The following is a 22,074-nucleotide window of genomic DNA, read 5'->3' on the forward strand; positions in this document are numbered from 1 at the left end:
GGCAGAGATCGGCGTCCGTCAACGGCTCTTGGGCGAAAACTTGGCAAGGGAGAACCTGGCAGCGCCCGTGCCGCTCTCAGCGCCGGCGCGCGCCGGGCGGCTCGAGGATCACCTCTTTCAGGTCGCTGCCCGTCAGCACCACGATGACGAAATTGAGCTTGCCGCGTTCGCGCATCAAGCCGCCGCTGATCGCCTTGCCCGAGGTCGTGTGCTCGGCGACGCGCACCGCATCGGCGAGCCGATGCCGGAGCGCCCTGAGCACGGCAAGGTTGTCGCGGTCTTCGGCGTCGAGGGAGGCCAGCGGCGAAGGCGGCTCGCCGCCGACCACTTGGCCGGTCGAGGCGTCGATCGCATGTTGCCAGATGCGGTTCTGCTGCATGGTCTTGACCCGGTAGACCGCGGGATCCGACGCGCCGTCGAAGCTGATGTCGGCGGTGATCGAGCCTGAGTGCAGCGCCTCCGCAATCGCCATCGCCTTGCGCAGCGAGATCTGGGCGGACTGGAAGCTGTCGAGCTCGCGGCGAACCGCATGCATGTCGAGCGCGCTGTCACTGTCCTGCGGGGTGAGCGCGGCGGCAGCCGAACTCGTGATCGCATGGGCCGGCGACGCGAAGGGCAGCGCCAGCAGCGCGGTTGCAAGCAGCCGTGCTCCCAATGCCCAATGCCTCAGTGCGCGCAATCGTCCTGTCCTCATCGTCGAACCTGTATTGAACATGTGCACGCGCGTGACCCGCGCTCGCAGAGCGAGGGGCGGGCCGAGAAGGGTGCGGCCGACCTCTGTTAGTCAGAGGTCGGCCGCCGAACGTTCAGGCGGAGCGATGGCGGCAGCTCCGTCGTGACGATCGCAGTTACAAGGTGACGCAGAACCCTTGGGGGGCGATCCGGGCTGAGCGTCTCTTTGCAACTAAACAATACGGTTTCGTTCTGTTTATTCAAGACTCATCACGGCAACGTGTAGGGCGACGAAATGATCCCATAAAACGGTCAGCGCGCCGGCCGGCGACGAGCCTTGGCGGCGTCGCGCAGCCGGTCTCGCGGTCCCACGGCACCGGCGAGGAACAGCCGGATCGAGACTTCCATCCGCGTCACGGCGGCTTTCATGTCGATCGGAATCCCGAATGTCGCCATCCGGTGGGTGTGGCCGACCACCATGTTGAGAAAGGTCTCGGCCGCGATCGTCGTGTCCTCGAGGTCGAGGGCGCCGTTGTCGACCAGATGGTCAAAGAAATCCGCCGTCGTCGACACCGCCTTCGACCAGCCTTCGTCGACGGCTAGCTTGGCGACCTCGGGGAAATTGATCGCCTGCGCGGTCAGTATCCGGCTGAAAGCGATGGAGTCGGCGCTGCAGTTCAGCACCAGCAGCTGGCGCCCGAGCTCGATCAACCGTTCCTCGACCGAGCCATCGCAGCTATCGCCGGCCTGCGCTTCGGCCGCCGCGGCGGCGAGCGGGGCAAGCCACCGGGCAATTTCGCGCCTGAGCACCGCGGTGAACAGGCCGCGCTTGTCGCCGTACTGTCCGTAGACCGTGGGCTTGCTGACGCGGGCGGCCTCGGCCACGGCGTCGATCGACGTCGCATCGAAGCCGCGCTCGAGGAACAGGCGCGTAGCGACCTCGATCAGCCGCTGGTCGCGCTCGATCGCAGCATCCCGGGTCGGCCGGCCGCCACGTGACTTGATCACGCCGCGCTTGGCCACCTTGGCCTTGGTTGCCGTCAATCCCATTGCCCATTCATCTCGTTGTGCCTTCGGACGGGTCTGTCCGGTCTATAACCCGCGCAATGCGGATTCGTCCATTCGGTGGTACCGGGGGCTGGCCCGCTCAGGGCGGCGTCGCGGTCCAGGCCTGCCCCGCGGCGGCCTTCTCGTAGCCGTGCTGGTAGAGCGCGCGCATATAGGCGGTGTCGAAGCCCTGGGTTTGCGGCGCCGAATAGTCGCGCTCGATGTAGGACAGATGGAAGCCCAGCCGGTTGCGCCGGGCGAAATCATAGGTCGAGAGAATGACCGAGCGCGTCTGCGCCTGCGTGATCGCGGAAATGCTGCGCGAGGCGACGTCGATCGTCGAGTTCGACACCAGCTCGAAGTTGCCCTCGAGCTTCTTGTTGACGAGGATGTAAATTTTCATGCGGCTATCGGCGGGCCAGGCACGCTCGCGGAACAGCAATGCGTCCGGCAACGTCAGGACCGGCGCAGTCACGCCGCCGTCGACATGCATCTCCTGGAAGCGGCGACCCTGGCCGTCGGCGTCGATCATGATCGGCGGAAATACCAGCGGGATGCTGGCGGAGGCCGCCATCACGTCGCGAAACAGCTGCAGCGCCTCGGGCGTTCCGACGGAGGCGATCCGTCCCATGTCCCAAATCACCGTGCGCTGGGTGTCGAGATCGGTGGTGACGATCAGGAGCTTTCGGCCCTTGGCGTTTTCGCGCGCCACCTCGCTCAGGACGTCCTGGCCGACGTAACGGGCCACCAACTCGCGCAGTCGCTTGTTGCCGAACAGGCCGGAGCCGAACAGCACCCGCATCAGGCTCGGGTCCTGCAGCAGGCTTTCGGCGATGCCCGACGTGTAGACCTCCCTCAGCGTATCGTCGTAGCGCGGGCCGAGGAATGCAAAGGGCGCAATCAGTCCGCCGGTGCTGACACCGGAGACGACTGAGAAGCTCGGGCGGTTGCCCGCCGCGGTCCAGCCGTTGAGGACGCCGACGCCATAGGCGCCGTCGGCGCCGCCGCCGGAGAGGGCGAGATAGGTCTTGATCGGGGCGCGGTCGCTCTTCTCGAGCCGGAATTTGGACACCGGCTCGTCGGCGTAGCGGCGCAGCCCGTCGAGACCGAGCACCCGCGAATTGGCGGCGTCGGCAGCCGTGTAAGGCATGCGCGGCAGCGAGCTGCAGGCCGCCAGCGCGAAGGCAAGCCCGCACAGCAGCACCGCTTGCCGGATCGCATGAGCGGTAGTCATCCGATGGCGGACGCCGTCAGGCCGGGCGCTGCAGGGTGGGAACATCTCGGCCAGTCAGGTTTCACGCGGATTGCAGTCGCGGCGGGAACGATCCTCCGCCTTATTCTCGACCTAAAACGATACGGTTTCGTTTTGTTTAACGGAAGGACCGTTCCGGGGCAAGCATCCGCCCGGCAGCCGCCGTTCACGAAGTCGCGCGGAGACCGTTACCCGACGGGTTGATCGGGCACCGGCGACACGCAATAAGCAGCCGCATGACTCTTCCCAATCATTTCGAACTGCTGGCCACTGACGGCGCCGCCCGCACCGGGCGCCTGACCACGCCGCATGGCGTCGTCCGGACGCCCGCATTCATGCCGGTCGGCACCGCCGGGGCGATGAAGGGCATGCATTGGCGCGAGGTGCGCGATGCCGGCGCCGATATCGTGCTTGGCAACACCTATCACCTGATGCTGCGGCCGGGCGCCGAGCGGATCGCGGGGCTTGGCGGCCTGCAGCGCTTTACCGGCTGGGGCGGCCCGATGCTGACGGATTCCGGCGGCTTCCAGGTGATGTCGCTCTCGGAGTTGCGCAAGGTGACCGAGAAGGCCGTAACCTTCCGCTCGCATATCGACGGCGCCAAGGTCGAGCTGTCGCCGGAGCGCTCGATCGAGGTGCAGCGGCTGCTCGGCTCCGATATCGCGATGCAGATGGACGAGTGCGTACGGCTGCCGGCCGAGCGCGCCGACATCGAGCGCGCGATGCAACTGTCGCTGCGCTGGGCCGAGCGCTCCAAGCGCGCCTTCGAGAGCGCACCGGACGGTTACATGCTGTTCGGCATCGTCCAGGGCGGCGACATCCCCGATCTCCGCCACGTCAGCGCGCGCGGCCTGACGGGGATCGGCTTTCACGGCTACGCGATCGGCGGGCTGGCGGTCGGCGAGCCGCAGGCGGTGATGCTCTCGATGATCGAGGAGACCGCGCCGGCGCTGCCGTCCGATCGGCCGCGCTATCTGATGGGCGTCGGCACGCCGGAGGACATTCTGGAGGCGGTGGCGCGTGGCGTCGACATGTTCGACTGTGTGATGCCGACACGGAACGGGCGGCACGGCATGGCGTTCACCCGGTTCGGGCAGATCAACCTGCGCAACGCCCGGCACATCGGCGATCCGCGTCCGCTCGATGAAGAGAGCACGTGGCCGGCGGCGCGCAACACTTCGCGCGCTTATCTGCACCATCTGGTGCGTGCCGGCGAAACACTTGGGGCAATGCTGCTGTCCGAAATCAACGTCGCCTATTACCAGGAGCTGATGCAGGGCATCCGCGACGCGGTGGCAAACGGCACCTTCGAGGATTTCAAAACGAAAACGCGCGCCGGTTGGGCGCGCGGTGACATCGCTCCGAGGTGAGCTGTGTGATCAGTTGCACACGATCGGTTTCACCGTGTGCTTGGTCACGAACCCGTAACCGCAATTGTCGCAGGTCCAGAGATAGCTGATCAAATTGTCGAACAGGTAGGCGGACGCTTCTGCCGCTACCATGGAGTCAGCACACACAGGACAGGTCGGCAAATCGCTGCCTCGCGGATCGGGCCTGGACGCTGCGGTCGACAGAACTTCAGCGAGAGCTGGCATGTGACCTCCTTTGCGTTCTGAGCTGCACCTTACCAAAGTATATAGACGCATTTGTTTGACCTTGTCGCAACACAAATGCGTAGGTTTTACGTTATTTTCGCAGGTTCTAATTTTTGCGATGCAACGAATTTGAGTCTCGGCGGTTTCTCACTTGCGCGTCATGATGCGCTGCTTCTAATGAGAGAAGACCGCATATTTCCAGCATATCCGCAGCAGGAGCCGCTTGATGGACGCGCCGTCGACAACGAGTGCAGTGCAACCCGGACGCGGCCGCGTCTTTGACTCCATCGTCGATGCGATCGGCTCGACGCCGATCGTGCGGCTGCGCAGACTGCCGCAGGCAAGCGGCGTCAACGCGACGATCCTCGCCAAGCTGGAATACTTCAATCCAGCGGCCAGCGTGAAGGACCGCATCGGTGCGGCGATGATCGTGGCGATGGAGAAGGCCGGCATCATCAACGCCGACACCGTGCTGATCGAACCGACCTCGGGCAACACCGGGATTGCGCTTGCCTATGTCGCGGCATCGCGCGGCTATCGGCTGAAGCTCGTGATGCCGGAATCGATGTCGATCGAGCGGCGGCGGATGCTCGCCTTTCTCGGCGCCGAGATCGTGCTGACGCCGGCGGCGCAGGGAATGAAGGGCTCGATCGCGACCGCGGAAGAACTCGTGCGCACGACCCCCAACGCCGTCATGCCGCAGCAATTCAAGAACCTCGCCAATCCCGAAATCCATCGCCGCACCACGGCAGAGGAGATCTGGAACGACACCGGCGGCACCATCGATTATTTCGTCGCCGGCGTCGGCACCGGCGGCACCATCACCGGCGTCGGGCAGGTGCTGAAGCCGCGCAAGCCGTCATTGCGCGTCGTCGCGGTGGAGCCGGAGGAGAGCCCGGTGCTGTCGGGCGGCCAGCATACGCCGCACAAGATTCAGGGCATCGGTGCGGGCTTCATTCCTGACATCCTCGACCGCTCGGTGATCGATGAAATCGTCAAGGTCAACAGCGCGACCGCGATCGAGACCGCGCGCGCGCTGGCGCGCAACGAAGGAATTCCCGGCGGCATTTCGTCGGGGGCGGCGATCGCCGCCGCCTTGCAGATCGGCAAGCGGCCGGAGGCTGCGGGCAAGACCATCCTGGCGATTGTGCCGTCATTCTCGGAGCGCTATCTCTCGACGGTGCTGTTTGAAGGAATCTAGGACATGGCCGACCAGCCGAGACGACCGCGAACCCTGAACGATGCCCGCAGCGAAGCCGAGGCGGCGTTCAAACGGGCCACCACCAAGGTCGCGGATGCGCTGCCGAAGACTGCGGCCGTCCCGGTCCCCGGCGTCCGGGAGCAGGTCACGCTGCGGATCGATCAGGACGTGCTGGCATATTTCCAGGAGGGCGGCCCCGGCTGGCAGGACCGCATCAACGCGGCGCTGCGCAAGGCCGCCGGGAAGTAGCACGCTTTCGAAGCAGAGCAGCCCAGGATGATCCCCGGGCTTTGTGGTCGAGCGGCAGCGGTGTAGCGCTGCGCGGCGGTCATCTTGCGCGCGCCGGCAGCTTTGCGCCGGGCTTCAGGTTCAGGAGGTTGCCGGCCAGAATCATGGCGGCGCCAAGCACCGTGTAGGCGTCGAGCTGCTCGGCATAAATCAGCCACCCGACGATCGCGGTGAGCGGGACCCGGACGAAATCCATCGGGATCACGACGGTCGCATCAGCGTGGAGCAGGGCGCGCGCCATGCAGTAATGCGAGAAGGTGCCGCAGAATGCGATCACGGCAAGCCAGCCCCAGGTGGAGAGCGGCGGCCAGGTCCAGACATAGAGCGCAGGCCCGATGCTGGCGAGCGACTGCACCACCAGCATCCAGAAGATGATCGTCAGCGCCTGCTCGGTCCGCGTCAGCGATTTGACCACGACGATCGAGACTCCGAAGCCCATGGCCGCCGCAAGCGCGATCAGCTGGCCCGGATTGATCGCACCGGTCGCCGGCCGCACGATCACGATGACGCCGATAAGGCCAAGCACGATCGCGACGATCCTCCAGGATGTCATCCGTTCGCCGAGGAAGCCCGCCGCGAGGATCGCGGTCCAGATCGGCATGGTGAACTCGATCGCGACCACCTGGCCGATCGGGATCAGTGTCAGCGCATAGAACCAGCCAAGCTGCGCGCAGAAATGGATCAGGTTGCGCGCAATGTGCAAGTGCACGCGCGCGGTCTTCACGATCGCAAGCCCGCCATGGATGTGGACCAGCGGATACAGCATCACGAAGCCGAGCACGCCGCGCACGGCCATCAGCTGGAAGACGTTGACCTCGCGCGTCGCCTCGCGGCCGGCCACCGCCACGATCAGCATCAGCGCGAGCCAACCGGACATCCACAGTGCTGCGCGGGTCTTTGAGGGCGTGCGATCCATGATCGGAATGAGATGAGGAGGGATTCCCGGTATCGGCGAGCCGATATGAATTTGCAACGCGCAATTCTGCGATGCGGTGGTGCGCCAACCGCGTGATCTCTGCTAAGCAGGGCGGGAATAATCACATCAGGAGGATCTGCTCATGCGTGTCTTGCAACCGGCCGAGTGGTCGAAACCCCGCGGCTTCTCGCACGGTGTCGCGTTCGATGCGCCCGGCAAATGGATCGTCTTGGCGGGGCAGACCGGCGGCGATGAGAAGGGCGAGTACGCGCCCGAGATGGCTGCCCAGGTCGGCACGGCGCTGAAGCGCATCATCAAGCTGTTGAACGAAGCCAGTGCCGGTCCCGAGCACATCGTCCGCCTGACCTGGTACCTGACCAGCCGCAGCGAATACGAGGCCGCGGGCGCCGGTATCGGCGCGGCGTGGAAGGAGACGCTCGGACGCAATTTCCCGCCGTCCACGCTGCTCTATATCGACGGACTGGTCGATCAGCGCGCCAAGGTCGAGATCGAGGTGACGGCGTTCGTGCCTGCCGCATAGAGGCACATGCGAGCCATTGCCTGCGCAGCCAACAAAAAAAGCCCTCGGGGATGACCCGAGGGCTTTTGTCGTTCGGCGTGTCGATTGGTTACTTCGACAGCGTGATGTTGGCGCCGCGGAACTGGCTGTCGGCCCTGATCGTAACGGACTGCTTGTTGCCGGCGGTGCGCATCGCAATGTCGGCATTGAAGCCGGGCGCGCTGGCAACGACCTGGAAGTTGCCGCCGCCGCCGCGACCTCGCAGATCGCCGTTGACGTTGCGGCTGGACTCGCTCCAGGAGCCCGTGACCGCATTACCCTCGGCCTGGACATCGGCCGCCAGGTTGAACTTGTAGGCGTCGCTGGCGCAGGTGAGGCCCATAGTCATCCGGGGCCCGCCGACGTGGTAGGTCGCACGGCAGCGGATCCGCTCGCTGGAACCGTCATCCAGGGTGACGGTGCCGGCGCCCGACCAGGTGCCAGCCATGCCGGCGAACGGGCTGGACTGGGCATGGCTCGCGGTGCTTGCCAATGCGGTCACGAAAAACGCGGCGGCTGCAAATGCTGGCCGCCGCGCGATGGCGAAGAAACTCGATACGCTGGTGATCTTACTGACGGGATGCTTCCCATCGGCCGCTGCACGGTACGCCAGCTGATGCCCCATTCCACTTCCCCGATCCGGAGTTGCCACTGAGTTGTCCGTTCGCATATGCACCATTGATCGAGACTCGCACAAGGCCCCCGCTGCCCACGGTTCCGGAGATCGCCGCACCCGGCGCGGTGATCCTTCCGTCCGAGACGGTCAGGGTCGAGCTGGACGACGGCTCGCAGCTGCCGGTCTTGGTGACCACAGTGACGTTCCAGAGGCCGTCATAGGGCTGCTGGGCGGATACGGGAGCAGCGGTGAGGACAACAGCCGAAGCGACCGAGGTGACCAAAATCAGGTCGCGAATGCGGATCGAACGCATGAATCAAATCCCTGTAATTTCGTGTGATGACGCGGCTTATCCTGTCACAATGTGTTCAAAATTTGCTGCGTCGCGGGAGCCTTTGAATGTTCCTGTGAACTCAAACACATCATAGTGAATCTGGTTCCGAGTCAGGAACGAGAGTTTGTTCCGTCGTTTGATTGCTTCAGGTATTTGGATACCAAGTGCGCATTAGTGTTTGCCGGGGCTGAGGTTAGGCGCCTTGGTCGCAAACTGCTCATCCTGGGGTTTGGCCGGGAGCGTCTTGAAGGCCTTCGCGTAATCGATCACTTCACCGAGCAGGCGCAGGCCGAGCGGTGCCAGCGCACGCTCCCACAATTCGCGTGCGGTCTCGCCCTTCTTGACGAACACCCAGTCCTGGGCGGCGATGGCGCCGGCGTCCATGCGGTCGGCGAGGTGATAGATGCTACCGCCGGCGATCGGATCGCCTTCCTTGATGGTCCATTCCACCGCCGCGATGCCGCGGTGGCGGGGCAGCAGCGACGGGTGGTAGCCGACGCCACCAAACTTGGCCACGGCGAGGGCCTCCTTGCTGACCCGGGCGTGGCTGTGGGCCGTGACGATCAGGTCGGTGCCCGGCGCGATCTCGGCGGCCGTCACCAACTTGGGATCGGCCTGGACCACGACCTCGATGCCGGCCGCCCGGGCCGCGGCCGCCAGCCGGTCCTCGCCGTCATGGACGACCACCCGGGCGATCTCGACGGCGTGCTCGCGCAGCATGTTCAAGGTCGTCACGCCGAAATGGCGGGAACCGACGAGGGTAAGGCGCATGGGATCAATTCCGTGGGGGTTACGCGGGATTTGCTTGGGCTGCCGCCATGCCGATAGCACACCGCGGCCGCCTGTTTTGTTGTCCTGCCCGTTATCAACAGGTCGGCCGGCTGGCAACCTCAGGCCGCCGGCCGCTTGCTCGCCAGCACCTTGTCGATACGCCGGCCGTCGAGATCGACGATCTCGAAGTCCCAACCCTGCGCATTGATTTTCGCACCAACATCGGGGATCGCGCCAAACGCATGCAGCAGGAAGCCGGCGGCGGTCTGGTAGGGCCGCGGTGAGGGCAACGAGATGCCGAGCAGTTCGCTGAACTCGAGCGCCGGCATCCAGCCCGAGATCAGATAGGAGCCGTCGTCGCGCCTGACATAGGCGGGCTCGGCCGGGCCTTCCTCGGTATGGAAGGCACCGACGATGGCCTCGAGGATGTCGGCGCTGGTCACGACGCCCTGGAAGGTGCCGTATTCGTCGTGCACGAGGCCGATATGCACCGCGGAGTCGCGCAGGATCGCGACCACGTCTCGGGCGTCGACGGTCTCCGGAATGATCGGCGCATCGCGCGTCAGCGCGCGGATGTCGGGTGTCTGGCCGGCGAGGTAGACGTCGAGCACGTCCTTGGCCTGCACGATGCCGAGCGCATGATCGCGGTTGCCGTCGAACACCACGCAGCGCGAATGACTGCTCTTTTGCAGCGCCGCCAGGATCTCGGGCGCGGGGGCGGCGAGGTCGATCAGGCTGACCTCGTGGCGCGGCGTCATGACGGCGCCGACCGGCAGATCGCCAAGCCGCATCACGCCGGCGATCATCTCCTTTTCGCCGGGTTCCAGCACGCCGGCGTTTTCGGCTTCCACCACCAGCGTCTTGATCTCGTCCTCGCTGACGCGGTCCTGCGCATCCTCGCGATGGCCCAATAGCCACAGCAATGACTTGCCGGAGCGGTCGAGCAGCCACACCACCGGCAGCGACAATTTCGCCATCACCGTCATCGCCGGCGCGGCCCGCACCGCGATCGCTTCGGGATCGCGCAGCGCGATCTGCTTCGGCACCAGTTCGCCGACGATCAGCGAGGCATAGGTGATCACGCCGACCACGATGCCGACACCGGCAGCGTCGGCGACGTTGGCCGGCACGCCAAGCTCGAACAGCCATTGCGAGAGGCGCTGGCCCAGCGTCGCGCCCGAGAAGGCGCCCGACAGCACTCCGATCAGCGTGATGCCGATCTGCACCGTGGAGAGGAATTTGCCGGGATCGGAGGCCAGCGCAAGCGCGCGGCGCGAACCGCTGACGCCGCGTTCGACCAGCGCGGCGAGGCGCGCCGGACGGGAGGAGACGATCGCGAGCTCCGACATCGACAACAGACCGTTGACGACGATCAAGACCGCCACGATCGCAAGTTCCAGATATAACACGGGAGTCCCTGAGGTTTGGCGGCATGGGCCGCTCTGCAACGCCTTATATAGGCATATCGGGGCCGTCTTGCTGTGCCTTGTCAGGCGCCTCTGCACAAGCAGAGGGTGCGTATGGCGCGCATGCAGCAGGAGATCGCGGCATTTTGGGGCGCTGGCGCTTGTGACAGCGGTGCGTTTGCTTCGCGCGGGCCGCAATCCGCTGCGCTAGAAAACGCTCCTAGGCGAGTATCCGCAGCTGAGGTCGGACGAACGTCTTGCCCGATGCAGAAGGCTGGCTCAGCATCTGTTTGGAAGCGGCTTGCAGCCGCACGCGCAAATCGGCGTTGCATTGCTTCATCTGGTTGCGCAGTTCGCGTCGGGAGAAGGCGGTGAGCGAGGGGTCCGCAAGCTGCTGCCAGGCAGTGCGGAGCCATTCCTGCAGCTCGCGAATGTTCTGATCCAAAATCTTCTGATCCAGGACGCTGGGCTGGGTCATGCAGCCAAATCCCACGAAGTGATCAGTTGCAAAGTAACGCTGATTCGCGTCGCTTCACCTAGCGCTATGTTGCGCAGGCGCGTGTTCGGCAGGGGAGATCGGATGCGGCAGGCGCGCCGTTACCCGGCTCAGCGCGCCTTACCAGGGCCGGTGCGCAGGAAATCCAGCGCGATCGGCAGCGCCAGGAACAGCGCGGCCATCATCGAAAGATGGCGCGTCTGCGTGGCGGTTAGCCCGACATCGTATTGGGCGAGATAGGCGAGCATGATCGCCGTGTAGGCGGCGACGCAGATCGCGACGGCGACGCTCCCGAAATCGGTCTTGCTGTCGGTCTTATAGGTCATGGCGGCACCACTTCGTTGCGGGAGTGGTGGTAGCGTAGCTTACCTGCACCGACTATGAGCTGGATCACGGGCGCGAGACGGACGATCGGCTTCATTGGTCGCGGCGATCGATCAGGCTGGTTCGCGGCAAGAAGCCTAGCGAGGCAGCTTTCGTTCCGGCGGGCTTTCCTGCGGAAGCTTGATCGGGATGTGGGGCGATGTGCTCACCACACGCAGGCTTCCGTCGGAATGGGTTTGGCCGTTGAGCAATGTCTCGAGAACCAAAAAGAACTTTTCAGAAAGCATGGGCTTAGCCCTCGTCGTCTAATGTCCTTATGTCGCGGCGACCGGCGGAAAATTCGATCAACTAAAAGGGAGGCGCACCGCCATGGCGATGCTGCGGCGCGGGGGCTGCCCTGTGCAATCCGGGAGATTACCGGCGCCGAAGCCTTCAGCTTGCGCGTCGATGGTTGCCAAATTCCTAGCGGCGGCCGGTGCAGCGGCTGATCGCGTCACACCGTTCCTTCAAGGATCGACGTCAACGAGAGCGGCATGGATCGGGACCAGGACATCGACGAGGGATTTGGGTCGGCGCTGCGCCGCAGCTACGGCCGGCTCGCCTGGTGGATCGTGCGGCTTAACCGCGTGCTCGAGCCGTCGCGCTCGGCAGAGCCGCCGCACCCCGCCATCCCGCCGCGGCGATCCATCCCGCCGCGCCCGGAATAGACCACCAGAATACCGCCGTGTCCTGTATCGGCCGTTCGGCCGGACTGCTATGCATGCGCCATCCGCGGACCCTAAGGGTCCGCCGTTTTGACGATGCGGCCGCGAGGCGGCGCAAGCGACGAGAAGGGACAGACACAATGATCGAGACGGTTGGCATCATCGGCGCCGGAACCATGGGCAACGGTATCGCGCAAATCTGCGCGGCGGCGGGGCTTGCCGTGACCATGGTGGATATCTCGGACGCGGCGGTGCAACGCGGCCTGAAGACGGTCGGGTCCAGTCTCGACCGACTGGTCGCCAAGGAGAAGATGACGGCGGCCGATCGCGACGCGACGCTCGCGCGGATCAACGCGACCACCGACAAGTCCAAGCTTGCCGCCTGCGATCTCGTGATCGAAGCCGCCACCGAGAACGAGGAGCTGAAGGTCAAGATCCTGAAGGATCTCTGCGCCGGGCTGAAGCCGAGCGCGCTGGTCGCGACCAACACCTCGTCGATCTCGATCACCCGCCTTGCGGCCTCGACCGATCGTCCCCACCGCTTCATCGGGATGCACTTCTTCAATCCGGTCCCGGTGATGGCGCTGCTCGAACTGATCCGCGGCCTGCAGACCTCGGACGACACGGTCGCCAAGGCCGAAGCATTTGCCAAGCGTGTCGGCAAGGTCGCGATCACCGCGAAGAACAGCCCGGGCTTTGCGGTGAACCGCATCCTGTGCCCGATGATCAACGAGGCGATCTTCGCGCTGCAGGAAGGCATTGCGACCGCGGAAGAGATCGATGCCGGCATGAAGCTCGGCTGCAACCATCCGATCGGCCCGCTCGCGCTTGCCGATCTGATCGGGCTCGACACCATGCTGTCGGTGATGGAGGTGTTCTACACCGGCTTCAACGATCCCAAATACCGGCCGGCGCCGCTGCTGAAGGAGATGGTCGATGCCGGCCATCTCGGCCGCAAGACCGGGCAGGGGTTCTACAGCTACAGCAAGTGAAATCTGCGCGCGCCTGACCCCGTAGTCATCCGGGATGGATCGCGCGGACAAGCTCGCGTAACCACAACGCCTGATCCGCCACTGAGGCGGGGGACATCAGACACGAGGCTCGGGCTCCTAGGCACACCGGGCCTCGTGTTTTTTGTATGGTCCCGCGCCCATCCAGGGCGCCTGGCTTCCGATGCGAGCCTCCGCGCTCGGGTCACAGCTTCTTGAGGCGGTGAGCGGAAACCTCGCAGATCTTCCCGGCGTACCTAAATCAACGGCTGGGTGCCGATCGAGAAGGAAGCAGGATCATGCGCAGGTCGAATTTGGCAATTCTGGCGTTCGCGGCGCTCGGGACGAGCTGGATTGTCGGCTCCGCACAGCCGGCGGCGGCCGATCCCTACGACTATCCCTGGTGCATCCAGGGCAGGGATGAGGGATACCCCGGCTATTGCGGCTACCAGACCTACGAGCAGTGCCAGGCGTCGGCGTCAGGCCGCGATGCCTATTGCGGCATCAATCCGCGTGTTGCGTTCAGCCAGCAGCGGATAGCGCCGCGGCGGATACGGTAAGCGCCGCGAGCATGTCGGCCAGGGGCCATCAGGCATGATGGTTGCATTGCCGATGGTCGGAGAATTCACCCTGCGTTGGAGAGCACATGGGCGAGATCATCAGGTTCATCTCGAAGTCTGAACGCGAGCGTGCGCGTCTGATCCGCGAGGCCCGGGCCAACTACGAACGCATCTTTCCATCGGCCGATTCGGCTGATGTGCAAGGCGCCGCGGTCGAGGGCGACGGCAGCGAGGCGTCGTCGAAGCCGTAGCCACCGGTGTTTCGCTCGAGAGGATGCGGACGCCGCGATGTGGAAACGGAACTGGCGGCAGCTGTGGCAGCGGTTGTGGCAGACTTGGACGATCGACAAGCCGGCCGCGCTTGGCGACTGGCTCTGGCAGGTCCTGGTCGTTGAGCTCACGGCCTTGCTGGATCGGCTGACGTTGCGGAAGCTGGTTGCGCTGATCCCGGTCGTCATCTTGATCGGTGCCTATCTGCACCGGATTCCGCTTCCTCCCGAATTGATGCTCGTCGGCGATGTGCTGGCCTATATCGACGTGTTCTCGATGATCTTCCTGATCGGCCTGTTCACGCGCGTGGCGACCGTGATGGCCGTCGTGAGACAGGCCGTCGAGCTCGCTCAAGGCCTCGCGCGGCGTGTGCCGATGGCGCTACGCCGGTTGGACACGCGTCATCGTCGCGCCAAGGACAGCCCGCGCCGAAGACGCCTCACCGGTGCGAGGACCGACGATGATGAGCCCGCTGTCGCCGCCGGCCTGGCGTGGGCTTAGATCGAGGCGATGCGGCGGTGAGGAACGCAATTGCGCCAGCTATCGCGGCTGTCGGGCCTGTTCGTCGCTGTCGTCGGCCGCGGGCCGGGCAGGGCTACTTGCAGACGAGCCGTCCTGAGCGCCATCTTGGCCACGCCGGTGCGAGCTGGAGAGATCGGTTGCGCCCTGCCGGGAGCGATGAAACGCGATACCCATCTGGAAGCTCCAGACACCGAACAGCAGCGCGCCGGTCACACAGGCAGCCACAAAGGCCCAATCGCGTTTCTTCATCGGGTTCAACAATGCCAACTCAAGGATGCGCCGGCCACGGGCCTGCGCCAACGACCCCACCAAATGCATCGCCACCGCAATCCGCGCGAAGATGCCCCAACACTGCGGTCAAGACGTTGCTGCGTCCGAAGCAAGACTCACGCATACTGAAGCGATCAGGTGTGCTTGTCGATCCGCGCAGCACGCACCCGCGCTGGTCACGGAGCAGTGATTATCAAATCGCGCATCCAGAAACACTCCGACCAGATCATCCCGCGTCCGCAACAATCTTGCCAAACTTTCACTAGGTCGTTGGCGCACTGAGTTCGAAGATGCAGATGAAATCGGACGAATCGCAATGACTGAACTTGAGGAGCTTCGCTACTTCGAGCACCAGTGCCTGGAGATGGCCAAGCAGTCCACGCTGCCGGATGCTCGACGCGCGCTCCAGATCCTGGCGCGCAACTACGCCACGGCGGCCGAAATCCTCGAACGGCGCGCACAATCCGCCAACACGGCGCTCGCCCAATTGTTTCGATGCCTGAGGCTCTGACGAGCGGCCGGGCCGACACGGCTGCGACGCCGTGCGGATGATCCTGGCCCCATTGCGGTGGATGCCGCCACCGCGCCAACAACGTTTCGTTAACTCGACTCATTCACGCTCCCCTTGGGCCGTCTGGATGGGCCGCTATGCAGAAGGCCGCCACGACAAGCTCCGTGGCGGCCTTTTGCGTTCCGAGAGTGCTGCAGGAGACGACCGATGGACTACGGCGCCTTCACCGACGCCAGCCTGAAGATGATGTACGAAGCCATCCGCGGCGCGCTCAAAGCCGACGATGAATTCGAGGCCAACGGCGAAGATCCAAAATTCCGGGTCCGCTCGACGCCCGAGTGGAAACGCCACGCCGGCAGTCTCGAAGCAGAGATGCTGAAGCGCGGGCTGCAGCTCGATATCATCGACTGGACCAACGGTCAGGGCGAGCTGCCGCTGACGGTCGGGCCGTGAGCGCTCATCGAAGCTTGGTCGGCATTCGCTTCTGTCGCTCCTCGATCGGCTTTCGCTTGATGGACATAATCCATAGATGGCCGGCGGGCAGCTCCCCTGCGATTGGGCGGGACCGTCGCTCCTTGGGCTGGAGCGGCGATCCCTCATCGCGCGATATGCATGGTCGGTGTGTGGGTTGGTCGGCCAATCCGCACGATTGGGTACATCGTAAATCGAGTAATGCCCGCGGCGATTGCGATTATGAACTAGCCGGCGGATACCGCTGGAAGGCCAATCCCTCGCGCAAAGGTGGTGGTGCGCCGCAGCAAGAGAGGGGAGCAAGATCAGAACTGGTTTCGTTGCAATCTTCAACGAAACCTCAAAGCGGCCCTCGAGCGCGACGTCGTGGATTTTTTCACCGCGATTCACACACGTTATTTCCGGAACCTCAATCGCTCGGAATCATCCGAGACATGGGCAGGCAATTTCATTTCGTATTTTTACAGGCCCAGCACGGCCGCTGAATTTCGCTGCAATCGGCGGTCGGCGATAGCAGAGGAAGATGACGGCCTCAGCGTTGTTCCCCAACGCTGAGGCTGTTTCCGTTGTGCACGGACTCGATCGACTGAGAAAAGGAACGAAGCGCGTTGGGTAATGGTTGTCGTGATGCAGTGCCGACCTGCTGCCTCAACGGCGCTGACCCAAGTGCAACTTGAGTTTAATTTGGCCTCAGCTTGCCCCCCTCGCTGGGGCCGTTTCTTTCGGACCAAGACGGATGGAGAACCGTCCATGCAGGATGATTGCGAGATCTTTCGCGACGCAGAGCTTTGGTTGGCTGCTGGGGTGAGCTGCGCGCCGGCGTTACTGATCGCGGCCCTGATGATAGCATCGCTTATTCAGCCGCAGTTCCCGGGCTGACAAACTATGATTCAATCGGCGAAGTCGCGAGTAACAAGCAAAGTGCTAGACATGGTAGCAGGAGCAATTGTTCTGCTGGCGCTGTTGCTCATGGGCTTCGTTTTTAGCGCGATATAGCGAAGCGGCTGTATCGACGCCATGAACTAGTACCCTACGAAGATCGCGTTCGGCGAAATGCGCGAAACGGGCGCAACGTGCATCATTGCGGTTCTCTGCAAAGGCTATCAGTGCCAAGCCGCCTCCAAGTTGTCTGCCCGACTGGACAGCCGCCTGGATGTGAAAAGTACGCCGCCGGGCCCGAAATGGTTTGTCCCGGCGGCGGCAAGTTCTCGAAATTGAGGAGCCGGTGGGCAGGGCAGCGCGCCGGCTCCTCCGAAACGTGGCCGTAAGACGTCCCCAAACCGGCCCCGTCCCCCCGGGAAGCCTGCGGTCGACCTGCTTGCTGATCTGCTAACGGCCTCACCCAGCCAGCCCAATTGAACGAAGAATCGACATCGTTTTTCGGCGAGCACCACAGGCCGCCGATTCATGCTCGGTCGGTTTTCCTTGCAGCCGGCTGCGTTACCGACTTAGGCTGCCCTCGCTTATTTCAAGGAGGAGAGCCGGCGTGGCGACAGGTACAGTGAAGTGGTTCAATTCGACGAAGGGTTATGGCTTCATTCAACCCGACAACGGGGGGAAGGATGTCTTCGTACATATTTCAGCCGTTGAGAAGGCAGGGCTGAGCAGTCTCAACGAGGGCGCCAAGGTTAGCTACGAAGAGAGAGAAAACCGGGGCAAAACGTCGGCAGAGAATCTGAGAGTAGGCTAACGAACCGGGGCCGCCGGTTCATTTGGGCGGACTTTTGTCTGGGTTTTGAGGGGAGCGGCGACGGGTTGATCCGGCTTTCTGGATTGATGCCTTTCGGGCCGGCGCGTTTCCACTGGCCGCGTAAATCTGGCGGCCCACCGCCGCTCGAACTTTCTTTGTATATCCCGAGGAACGTCGCACATAACCCACCTCTAGGTTCAGCCCCTCGATGGGGCTCAACGCGCAAGGCCCACTCAGGGATCCCTAAACGGCGCTCCTGCAGTCACTTTCCCCCGACAACGGGAGCATTAAGTAACGGCCCCGATGTTCCCCACGTCGGGGGCCGTCCTTTTTTGGTTCGCCGTTGCCGGAAAACGGGACGGGAACAATCGGCAACCTAAAGCGTCATCATTTGCTTCCAGAGGTCACCAATGCCCAACCCCGACTGCTGGGAGTCAAATAAGCGGCCTCGATGCTCCCCGCGTCGGGGTCGTTTTCATTGTGCAGCCGCCGGGTATCACCCACCCGGTCTCAGGCTTTGCCGCAGCATCAAGTCCGCGTGAGATGTAAGGCCGTTCACATTTGAAAATCGCGAGTCGTTCTAACGACCGGCAAACCCCGTCTCGGAGAATCGCGATGCCATCATTCAGCAGCGAAAATTGGTCCGGAGTAGCGACCGCCTCGGTGCTCGGCATTCTCGTCGTAGCGCTTGCCTTTGCAGTCGTTGGTTATGTGGAGTGGTCATCGGACGCCAATCTGGCCCAATTCATGAGCCGGTCCACGACCGCGGTGGCCGTGGCCAGCTCCACTTCGATTCTGCCTCTCAAGGGACGAACAGGTTGCGGGCAGGCCAATAAGTCGCTGCCGTCGCTTGCGCTACCGCTCGAATGACATCGCTCGAACCGTAGTTGGCAGGCGATTATATCGCCTTTGACGACGACAAAAACTCCGCTCGCGCGCATGCTGTCTGACGGGCGGAGTTGATTCGGCCATGATGCTGGAAGCCGTCGTATCGCTGATGGGACTAGGCGCTTGCGCCTTGCTGCTCATTGCCTTCTGGGGGCTTACGTCGCGCTAATCCCAAAAAAAGACGCCGCCGGTCTCACAAATACACGCCCGGCGGCGTTTTCTTCCTGAACTGGGACACTGAAATCCCCAGCAGCAAGCAAATTGCAGGGACTATGCCACGGGCCGATGACCAAGGCCGGCCGGTTCGCGCCCGGCGGGTCGTCTTTCCGAGACGCGTTAGCGTCCCCGGCATGTCCCCAAGCAAAGCAGTGTTGCGTGCCCGGTCGTCTCAAATTTCGGAAATGCTTGGATCTATTGGTGAGCGCGGAGGGACTCGAACCCTCGACCCCATGATTAAAAGTCACGTGCTCTACCGCCTGAGCTACGCGCTCACTCACCTGAACATCGGAACCGGACGCAGGCCTTGAGCCGTTCCGGATCATGCTCCAGCCCGCGCTGTGTAGGGGGCAGGGCCCATCGGGTCAATAGCCGAAGGGCGGTCAATTGTGCACCGTGACGGCGGATTTGCCGTTCCGGCGCCTCGGGTTAGGCCGGTTTCTTGAAGTTAGTCAGCTGTCGTGGTGGATTTCCGAGCCGACCGGCTGCGACGGGGCGGCGACCGAGGGCAGGCTGACCGGGCGGAGCCCGATCAGTTCCGCCGTCCGGATCGCGCTGTTGCGCCAGAACGCGAACTCGTTGATCCGCGAATTCTCCAGGATCGCGATGGCGACGGCGGAGAGGAACGGCAGGCTTTCCAGCACCAGCACTCCGGCAAAGATGTAGATCTCCCGCACTTGCTTATAGCCGTTGGTGACGACAAGCACGATGGCGCCGACCAGGAGCAGCACGCCGATCACGGCTTCCCAGAACGCCTGGAATTCGATCGACATCCGCGACAGGCCGCCTTTCGAGGTGCGGGCGAACGCGAGGTGCTCGGTGATCAGGCCCTGCGCCACCGCGCGCGACACTGTCCATTGCACGCTCATCGCCGCGATCATGGCCCCCAACATCTGGCCGGCCTTGATGTTCACCCGCAGCCGGTAGAGCGCGACGAAATGCACCAGCGAGACGATGAAGGAGGCGATGATCGGCAGCGTCAGGATCTTGTCGGGGATCGCGATGTCGGCGAAGGCGACGATCGGGACCCAGATCAGATTGAGGATCGCGACCACGACGCCGAGGCTTTCGGCCCCGAGCCAGTTGAGCCAGCCGAGCGAGAACTCGCGGCGCTGGTCCGGCGTCAGCCGGCTGGCGCCGGGCAGGAAGCGCCGCCAGTGCTTCTTGACGATCTGGAAGCCGCCATAGGCCCAGCGGTGGCGCTGCTTCTTGAAGGCCTCATAGGTGTCGGGCAGCAGGCCTTCGCCGTAACGCACATTGGTGTAGTGCGTCAGCCAGCCCTGCTGCTGGATGGAGAGGCCGAGATCGGTGTCCTCGCAGATCGTGTCAGAGGACCAGCCGCCGGCCTTGTCCATCGCGGCGCGGCGGATCAGGCACATCGTGCCGTGCACGATGATGGCGTTGAACTCGTTGCGCTGCACCATGCCGATATCAAAGAACCCGGCATATTCGCCGTTCATGATGTAGTGCATCAGCGAGCGGTCGCCGTCGCGATGCTCCTGTGGCGCCTGCACCAGGCCGACGCGCGGATCGGCAAACGCCGGCACGAGGTCCTTGAGCCAGTCCGGATGCACGACATAGTCGGCGTCGATGATGCCGATGATCTCGGCATCCGCCGCGGTCCGCTCCATCGCAATCCGCAGCGCGCCGGCCTTGAAGCCCTGCACCTTCTCGGCATTGATGAACTTGAAGCGCTCGCCGAGCATCCGGCAGTGATCCTGGATCGGCCGCCAGAAGTCGGGATCGGGTGTGTTGTTGATGATGCAGACGCACTCGAAATTCGGATAGTCGAGCCGCGACACCGCATCGAGCGTCTGCTTCAGCATCTCGACCGGTTCGAAATAGGCCGGGATGTGGATCGAGACCTTCGGAAACGTCACATTCTCGCCCATCGTGGCCGGCGCAAGCGGCTCGCTTTTGCCGATCAGCCGGCGCGGGCCGCGGCCGAACGCCACTGCCGCGATCTCCTCGATCCGCGCCATCGCGATCAGGACCAGAGGAACCAGCAGCACCAGGCCGAGGCTGAGCGCGAAGGCCGAACCCCAGACGAAGTAGTGCGTGGTCCAGTACGAGAACACGGTCGCTACCCAGGCGCCGACACCGTTGGCTGTGGCCGACAGCAGCAGCGCCTGCATCACGGTCGGCTGCTCCAGCCGCAGGATCGGCAGCGACATGAAGAGGCCGACCAGCACGGCGACCAGCGCGATCTTCCAGTAGTTCAGATCGGTGACCGGGCCGGTCCAGGCGAACTTCGCCTCGCGGTCGGCATTGAGGATGCCCCAGTAGGGACCGACGCCGCCTTCATTGAACTTCCAGGGCTGATCGATGGCTTCGACGATGTTGTAGTCCATGCCGATGGCGTCGGCGCGGGCGACGAAATTGCGCAGCACGGTGGCCTGCTGGAACGCGCCCGGCTCGGCATTGCGAAGATTGTAGCCCTGGCTCGGCCAGCCGAACTCGGCGATCAGGATGCGCTTGCCGGGGAAGGAGTCGCGCAACAGATTGTAGCGGTCGACCGCTTGGTCCACCGCCTGCTTGTCGGTGAAGTTCTCCCAATACGGCAGCACGTGGGCGGCGACGAAGTCGGCCGAATTGGCGAGCTGCGGATGGTCGCGCCAGATGTTCCAGATTTCGCCCGTCGTCACGGGAACGCTGACCGATTTCTTGACGCGCTGGATCACCTTGATCAGTCGTTGGACGTTGTTCTCGGCAATCGCCCATTTCACGGCTTCATCCCGCTTGTCCTCGGGCTGTGCCTTGGCGTCTTGAAGTCGTGCCTCCTCTTCCTGATCGATGCGCGGGGTTTCCTCGCGCAGGAAGCGCGCAGATTCAGCAAGAAAGCGCTCGTTCTCTTCTTGAGTTGGCTTGAGCTTTGGTATCGGCCCGAGGTTTTCGATTGGAACCTGTTCGCCGCGATAGATAGCTTCGTTGCCGATCACGATACCTGTGACGTTGCTGTTGTTCTTTGCAAGATCGACAGCGGCTGCAAGTTCACGACTGTTGCGGTCGGCATCCGTGCCCATCCAGACGCCAATCGTGACCTTCATGCCGAACTCGGCAGCAATCGGCGGCACCAGTTCGTTGCCCTCAGTCGAGGAGTAGCCACGGACTGCCCGCGTCAAGGCGGAGAGCTTCTTCAGGTCGGCGCGCACCTTGTCGGAATCGCCATCGACGACCGTGTGCTTCGGCTCGAAGGGCGTATAGGACAGGCTCGGCAACGTGCCACGGAAATCGGGCGCCGACTGCTTCTCCTGGAAGAGACCCCACAGGGCGGCGTGGGCGGCGGTGACAAGCAACAGGACGGCGACGACGGCGCGCATCGCGGTTAAACCATACGGGGCCTGAGATTGAGGACTAAGCGAACCCGTCCCCTGGGTTCGACCAACATAGCGGCAGAGGGAAAGATATCTCCGCCATCCGATTTAACAACTGGTATGCCGCAATGGCGTTTTAAGGGCGCAAGCCGTTTCAGCCGCGAAAAAAAATCGCGGCCGTATCCGATCGTG

26 protein-coding genes and 1 tRNA gene are annotated in these 22,074 nt (G+C 63.6%); 13 read left to right on the forward strand and 14 right to left on the reverse strand.

Translation table 11 applies throughout. From position 1 onward, the window contains the following. Positions 1–76 precede the first annotated feature (76 nt). The 3 genes from HAP47_RS19960 to HAP47_RS19970 all read right to left on the reverse strand — a co-directional run bounded on the left by HAP47_RS19960 (position 77) and on the right by HAP47_RS19970 (position 2,953). Entirely contained in the window at positions 77–679 is a 603-nt protein-coding gene (locus HAP47_RS19960) for a PepSY domain-containing protein (RefSeq protein ID WP_231168938.1), read from the reverse strand. A gap of 305 nt (positions 680–984) precedes the next feature. Next, the gene (locus HAP47_RS19965; RefSeq protein WP_173643498.1) at positions 985–1,722 is read right to left on the reverse strand and encodes a TetR/AcrR family transcriptional regulator; all 738 of its coding nucleotides are present in this window, start codon (positions 1,720–1,722) and stop codon (positions 985–987) included. Positions 1,723–1,819: 97 nt separating this feature from the next. Beyond that, positions 1,820–2,953 (reverse strand): patatin-like phospholipase family protein, encoded by a 1,134-nt coding sequence (locus tag HAP47_RS19970; protein ID WP_173643499.1) that lies wholly within the window; start codon positions 2,951–2,953, stop codon positions 1,820–1,822. Positions 2,954–3,207: 254 nt separating this feature from the next. On the opposite strand from HAP47_RS19970, the gene tgt reads away from it, so the two are divergent. Then, positions 3,208–4,341 carry a tRNA guanosine(34) transglycosylase Tgt gene (gene tgt / locus HAP47_RS19975; protein ID WP_173643500.1) on the forward strand — a complete coding sequence of 378 codons (1,134 nt, stop codon included), beginning with the start codon at positions 3,208–3,210 and terminating at the stop codon, positions 4,339–4,341. Between the two features lie 9 nt (positions 4,342–4,350). Here tgt and HAP47_RS19980 read toward each other — a convergent pair whose 3' ends face one another. Continuing rightward, positions 4,351–4,566: a hypothetical protein gene (locus HAP47_RS19980; RefSeq protein WP_092114096.1), complete on the reverse strand. Its 216-nt coding sequence runs from the start codon at positions 4,564–4,566 to the stop codon at positions 4,351–4,353. A gap of 226 nt (positions 4,567–4,792) precedes the next feature. Between HAP47_RS19980 and cysK the strand changes: the two genes are divergently transcribed. Continuing rightward, positions 4,793–5,767: a cysteine synthase A gene (gene cysK / locus HAP47_RS19985; RefSeq protein ID WP_176396306.1), complete on the forward strand. Its 975-nt coding sequence runs from the start codon at positions 4,793–4,795 to the stop codon at positions 5,765–5,767. A 3-nt stretch (positions 5,768–5,770) separates the two neighbouring features. Continuing rightward, positions 5,771–6,016: a BrnA antitoxin family protein gene (locus tag HAP47_RS19990; RefSeq protein WP_092114100.1), complete on the forward strand. Its 246-nt coding sequence runs from the start codon at positions 5,771–5,773 to the stop codon at positions 6,014–6,016. A 79-nt stretch (positions 6,017–6,095) separates the two neighbouring features. Here the strand turns inward: HAP47_RS19990 and HAP47_RS19995 are convergent, their stop codons facing one another. Next, on the reverse strand, positions 6,096–6,971 hold the full coding sequence (locus tag HAP47_RS19995; RefSeq protein ID WP_173643501.1) for a DMT family transporter: 876 nt from the start codon (positions 6,969–6,971) through the stop codon (positions 6,096–6,098). A 142-nt stretch (positions 6,972–7,113) separates the two neighbouring features. Between HAP47_RS19995 and HAP47_RS20000 the strand changes: the two genes are divergently transcribed. Further along, complete coding sequence (locus HAP47_RS20000) at positions 7,114–7,512, forward strand: RidA family protein (protein ID WP_092114104.1); 399 nt, start codon at positions 7,114–7,116, stop codon at positions 7,510–7,512. Between the two features lie 88 nt (positions 7,513–7,600). Here HAP47_RS20000 and HAP47_RS20005 read toward each other — a convergent pair whose 3' ends face one another. From HAP47_RS20005 to HAP47_RS20030, 6 genes are all read right to left on the reverse strand, one after another. Continuing rightward, positions 7,601–7,978: a hypothetical protein gene (locus tag HAP47_RS20005; protein ID WP_371821819.1), complete on the reverse strand. Its 378-nt coding sequence runs from the start codon at positions 7,976–7,978 to the stop codon at positions 7,601–7,603. A 121-nt stretch (positions 7,979–8,099) separates the two neighbouring features. After that, positions 8,100–8,459: a hypothetical protein gene (locus HAP47_RS20010; RefSeq protein ID WP_231168939.1), complete on the reverse strand. Its 360-nt coding sequence runs from the start codon at positions 8,457–8,459 to the stop codon at positions 8,100–8,102. Positions 8,460–8,651: 192 nt separating this feature from the next. Beyond that, on the reverse strand, positions 8,652–9,251 hold the full coding sequence (locus HAP47_RS20015; RefSeq protein ID WP_173643503.1) for a formyltransferase family protein: 600 nt from the start codon (positions 9,249–9,251) through the stop codon (positions 8,652–8,654). 119 nt (positions 9,252–9,370) lie between these two features. Continuing rightward, complete coding sequence (locus HAP47_RS20020; RefSeq protein WP_173643504.1) at positions 9,371–10,660, reverse strand: hemolysin family protein; 1,290 nt, start codon at positions 10,658–10,660, stop codon at positions 9,371–9,373. 217 nt (positions 10,661–10,877) lie between these two features. Continuing rightward, complete coding sequence (locus HAP47_RS20025; protein WP_173643505.1) at positions 10,878–11,135, reverse strand: hypothetical protein; 258 nt, start codon at positions 11,133–11,135, stop codon at positions 10,878–10,880. A 128-nt stretch (positions 11,136–11,263) separates the two neighbouring features. After that, positions 11,264–11,479: a hypothetical protein gene (locus HAP47_RS20030; RefSeq protein ID WP_173643506.1), complete on the reverse strand. Its 216-nt coding sequence runs from the start codon at positions 11,477–11,479 to the stop codon at positions 11,264–11,266. A gap of 531 nt (positions 11,480–12,010) precedes the next feature. Here HAP47_RS20030 and HAP47_RS20035 point away from each other — a divergent pair. From HAP47_RS20035 to HAP47_RS20055, 5 genes are all read left to right on the forward strand, one after another. Continuing rightward, on the forward strand, positions 12,011–12,184 hold the full coding sequence (locus HAP47_RS20035; protein WP_173643507.1) for a hypothetical protein: 174 nt from the start codon (positions 12,011–12,013) through the stop codon (positions 12,182–12,184). A gap of 137 nt (positions 12,185–12,321) precedes the next feature. Beyond that, entirely contained in the window at positions 12,322–13,173 is an 852-nt protein-coding gene (locus HAP47_RS20040) for a 3-hydroxybutyryl-CoA dehydrogenase (protein ID WP_231168940.1), read from the forward strand. A 296-nt stretch (positions 13,174–13,469) separates the two neighbouring features. After that, positions 13,470–13,730 (forward strand): DUF3551 domain-containing protein, encoded by a 261-nt coding sequence (locus tag HAP47_RS20045; protein WP_097672123.1) that lies wholly within the window; start codon positions 13,470–13,472, stop codon positions 13,728–13,730. A gap of 86 nt (positions 13,731–13,816) precedes the next feature. Next, the gene (locus HAP47_RS20050; RefSeq protein ID WP_173643509.1) at positions 13,817–13,981 is read left to right on the forward strand and encodes a hypothetical protein; all 165 of its coding nucleotides are present in this window, start codon (positions 13,817–13,819) and stop codon (positions 13,979–13,981) included. Positions 13,982–14,018: 37 nt separating this feature from the next. Next, positions 14,019–14,501 carry a hypothetical protein gene (locus tag HAP47_RS20055; RefSeq protein ID WP_231168941.1) on the forward strand — a complete coding sequence of 161 codons (483 nt, stop codon included), beginning with the start codon at positions 14,019–14,021 and terminating at the stop codon, positions 14,499–14,501. Positions 14,502–14,540: 39 nt separating this feature from the next. On the opposite strand, the gene HAP47_RS20060 is transcribed toward HAP47_RS20055, so the two are convergent. Next, positions 14,541–14,822 carry a hypothetical protein gene (locus HAP47_RS20060; RefSeq protein ID WP_173643510.1) on the reverse strand — a complete coding sequence of 94 codons (282 nt, stop codon included), beginning with the start codon at positions 14,820–14,822 and terminating at the stop codon, positions 14,541–14,543. Positions 14,823–15,108: 286 nt separating this feature from the next. Here HAP47_RS20060 and HAP47_RS20065 point away from each other — a divergent pair, with 286 nt between their 5' ends. The 4 genes from HAP47_RS20065 to HAP47_RS20080 all read left to right on the forward strand — a co-directional run bounded on the left by HAP47_RS20065 (position 15,109) and on the right by HAP47_RS20080 (position 18,334). Beyond that, positions 15,109–15,303: a hypothetical protein gene (locus HAP47_RS20065; protein WP_092114120.1), complete on the forward strand. Its 195-nt coding sequence runs from the start codon at positions 15,109–15,111 to the stop codon at positions 15,301–15,303. Between the two features lie 207 nt (positions 15,304–15,510). Further along, entirely contained in the window at positions 15,511–15,756 is a 246-nt protein-coding gene (locus HAP47_RS20070; RefSeq protein WP_092114122.1) for a hypothetical protein, read from the forward strand. A gap of 1,504 nt (positions 15,757–17,260) precedes the next feature. Continuing rightward, a complete protein-coding gene (locus tag HAP47_RS20075) occupies positions 17,261–17,464 on the forward strand; it encodes a cold-shock protein (protein WP_092114124.1) in 204 nt (67 codons plus the stop codon). A 615-nt stretch (positions 17,465–18,079) separates the two neighbouring features. After that, a complete protein-coding gene (locus HAP47_RS20080; protein ID WP_173643511.1) occupies positions 18,080–18,334 on the forward strand; it encodes a hypothetical protein in 255 nt (84 codons plus the stop codon). A gap of 433 nt (positions 18,335–18,767) precedes the next feature. Here HAP47_RS20080 and HAP47_RS20085 read toward each other — a convergent pair. Both HAP47_RS20085 and HAP47_RS20090 read right to left on the reverse strand, forming a co-directional pair. After that, positions 18,768–18,843 (reverse strand) — tRNA-Lys (locus tag HAP47_RS20085). Positions 18,844–19,020: 177 nt separating this feature from the next. Then, on the reverse strand, positions 19,021–21,888 hold the full coding sequence (locus tag HAP47_RS20090; protein WP_173643512.1) for a glycosyltransferase: 2,868 nt from the start codon (positions 21,886–21,888) through the stop codon (positions 19,021–19,023). Positions 21,889–22,074: the final 186 nt, after the last annotated feature.

The sequence above is a fragment of the Bradyrhizobium sp. 41S5 genome (assembly GCF_011516665.3).
GTDB lineage: Bacteria > Pseudomonadota > Alphaproteobacteria > Rhizobiales > Xanthobacteraceae > Bradyrhizobium > Bradyrhizobium quebecense.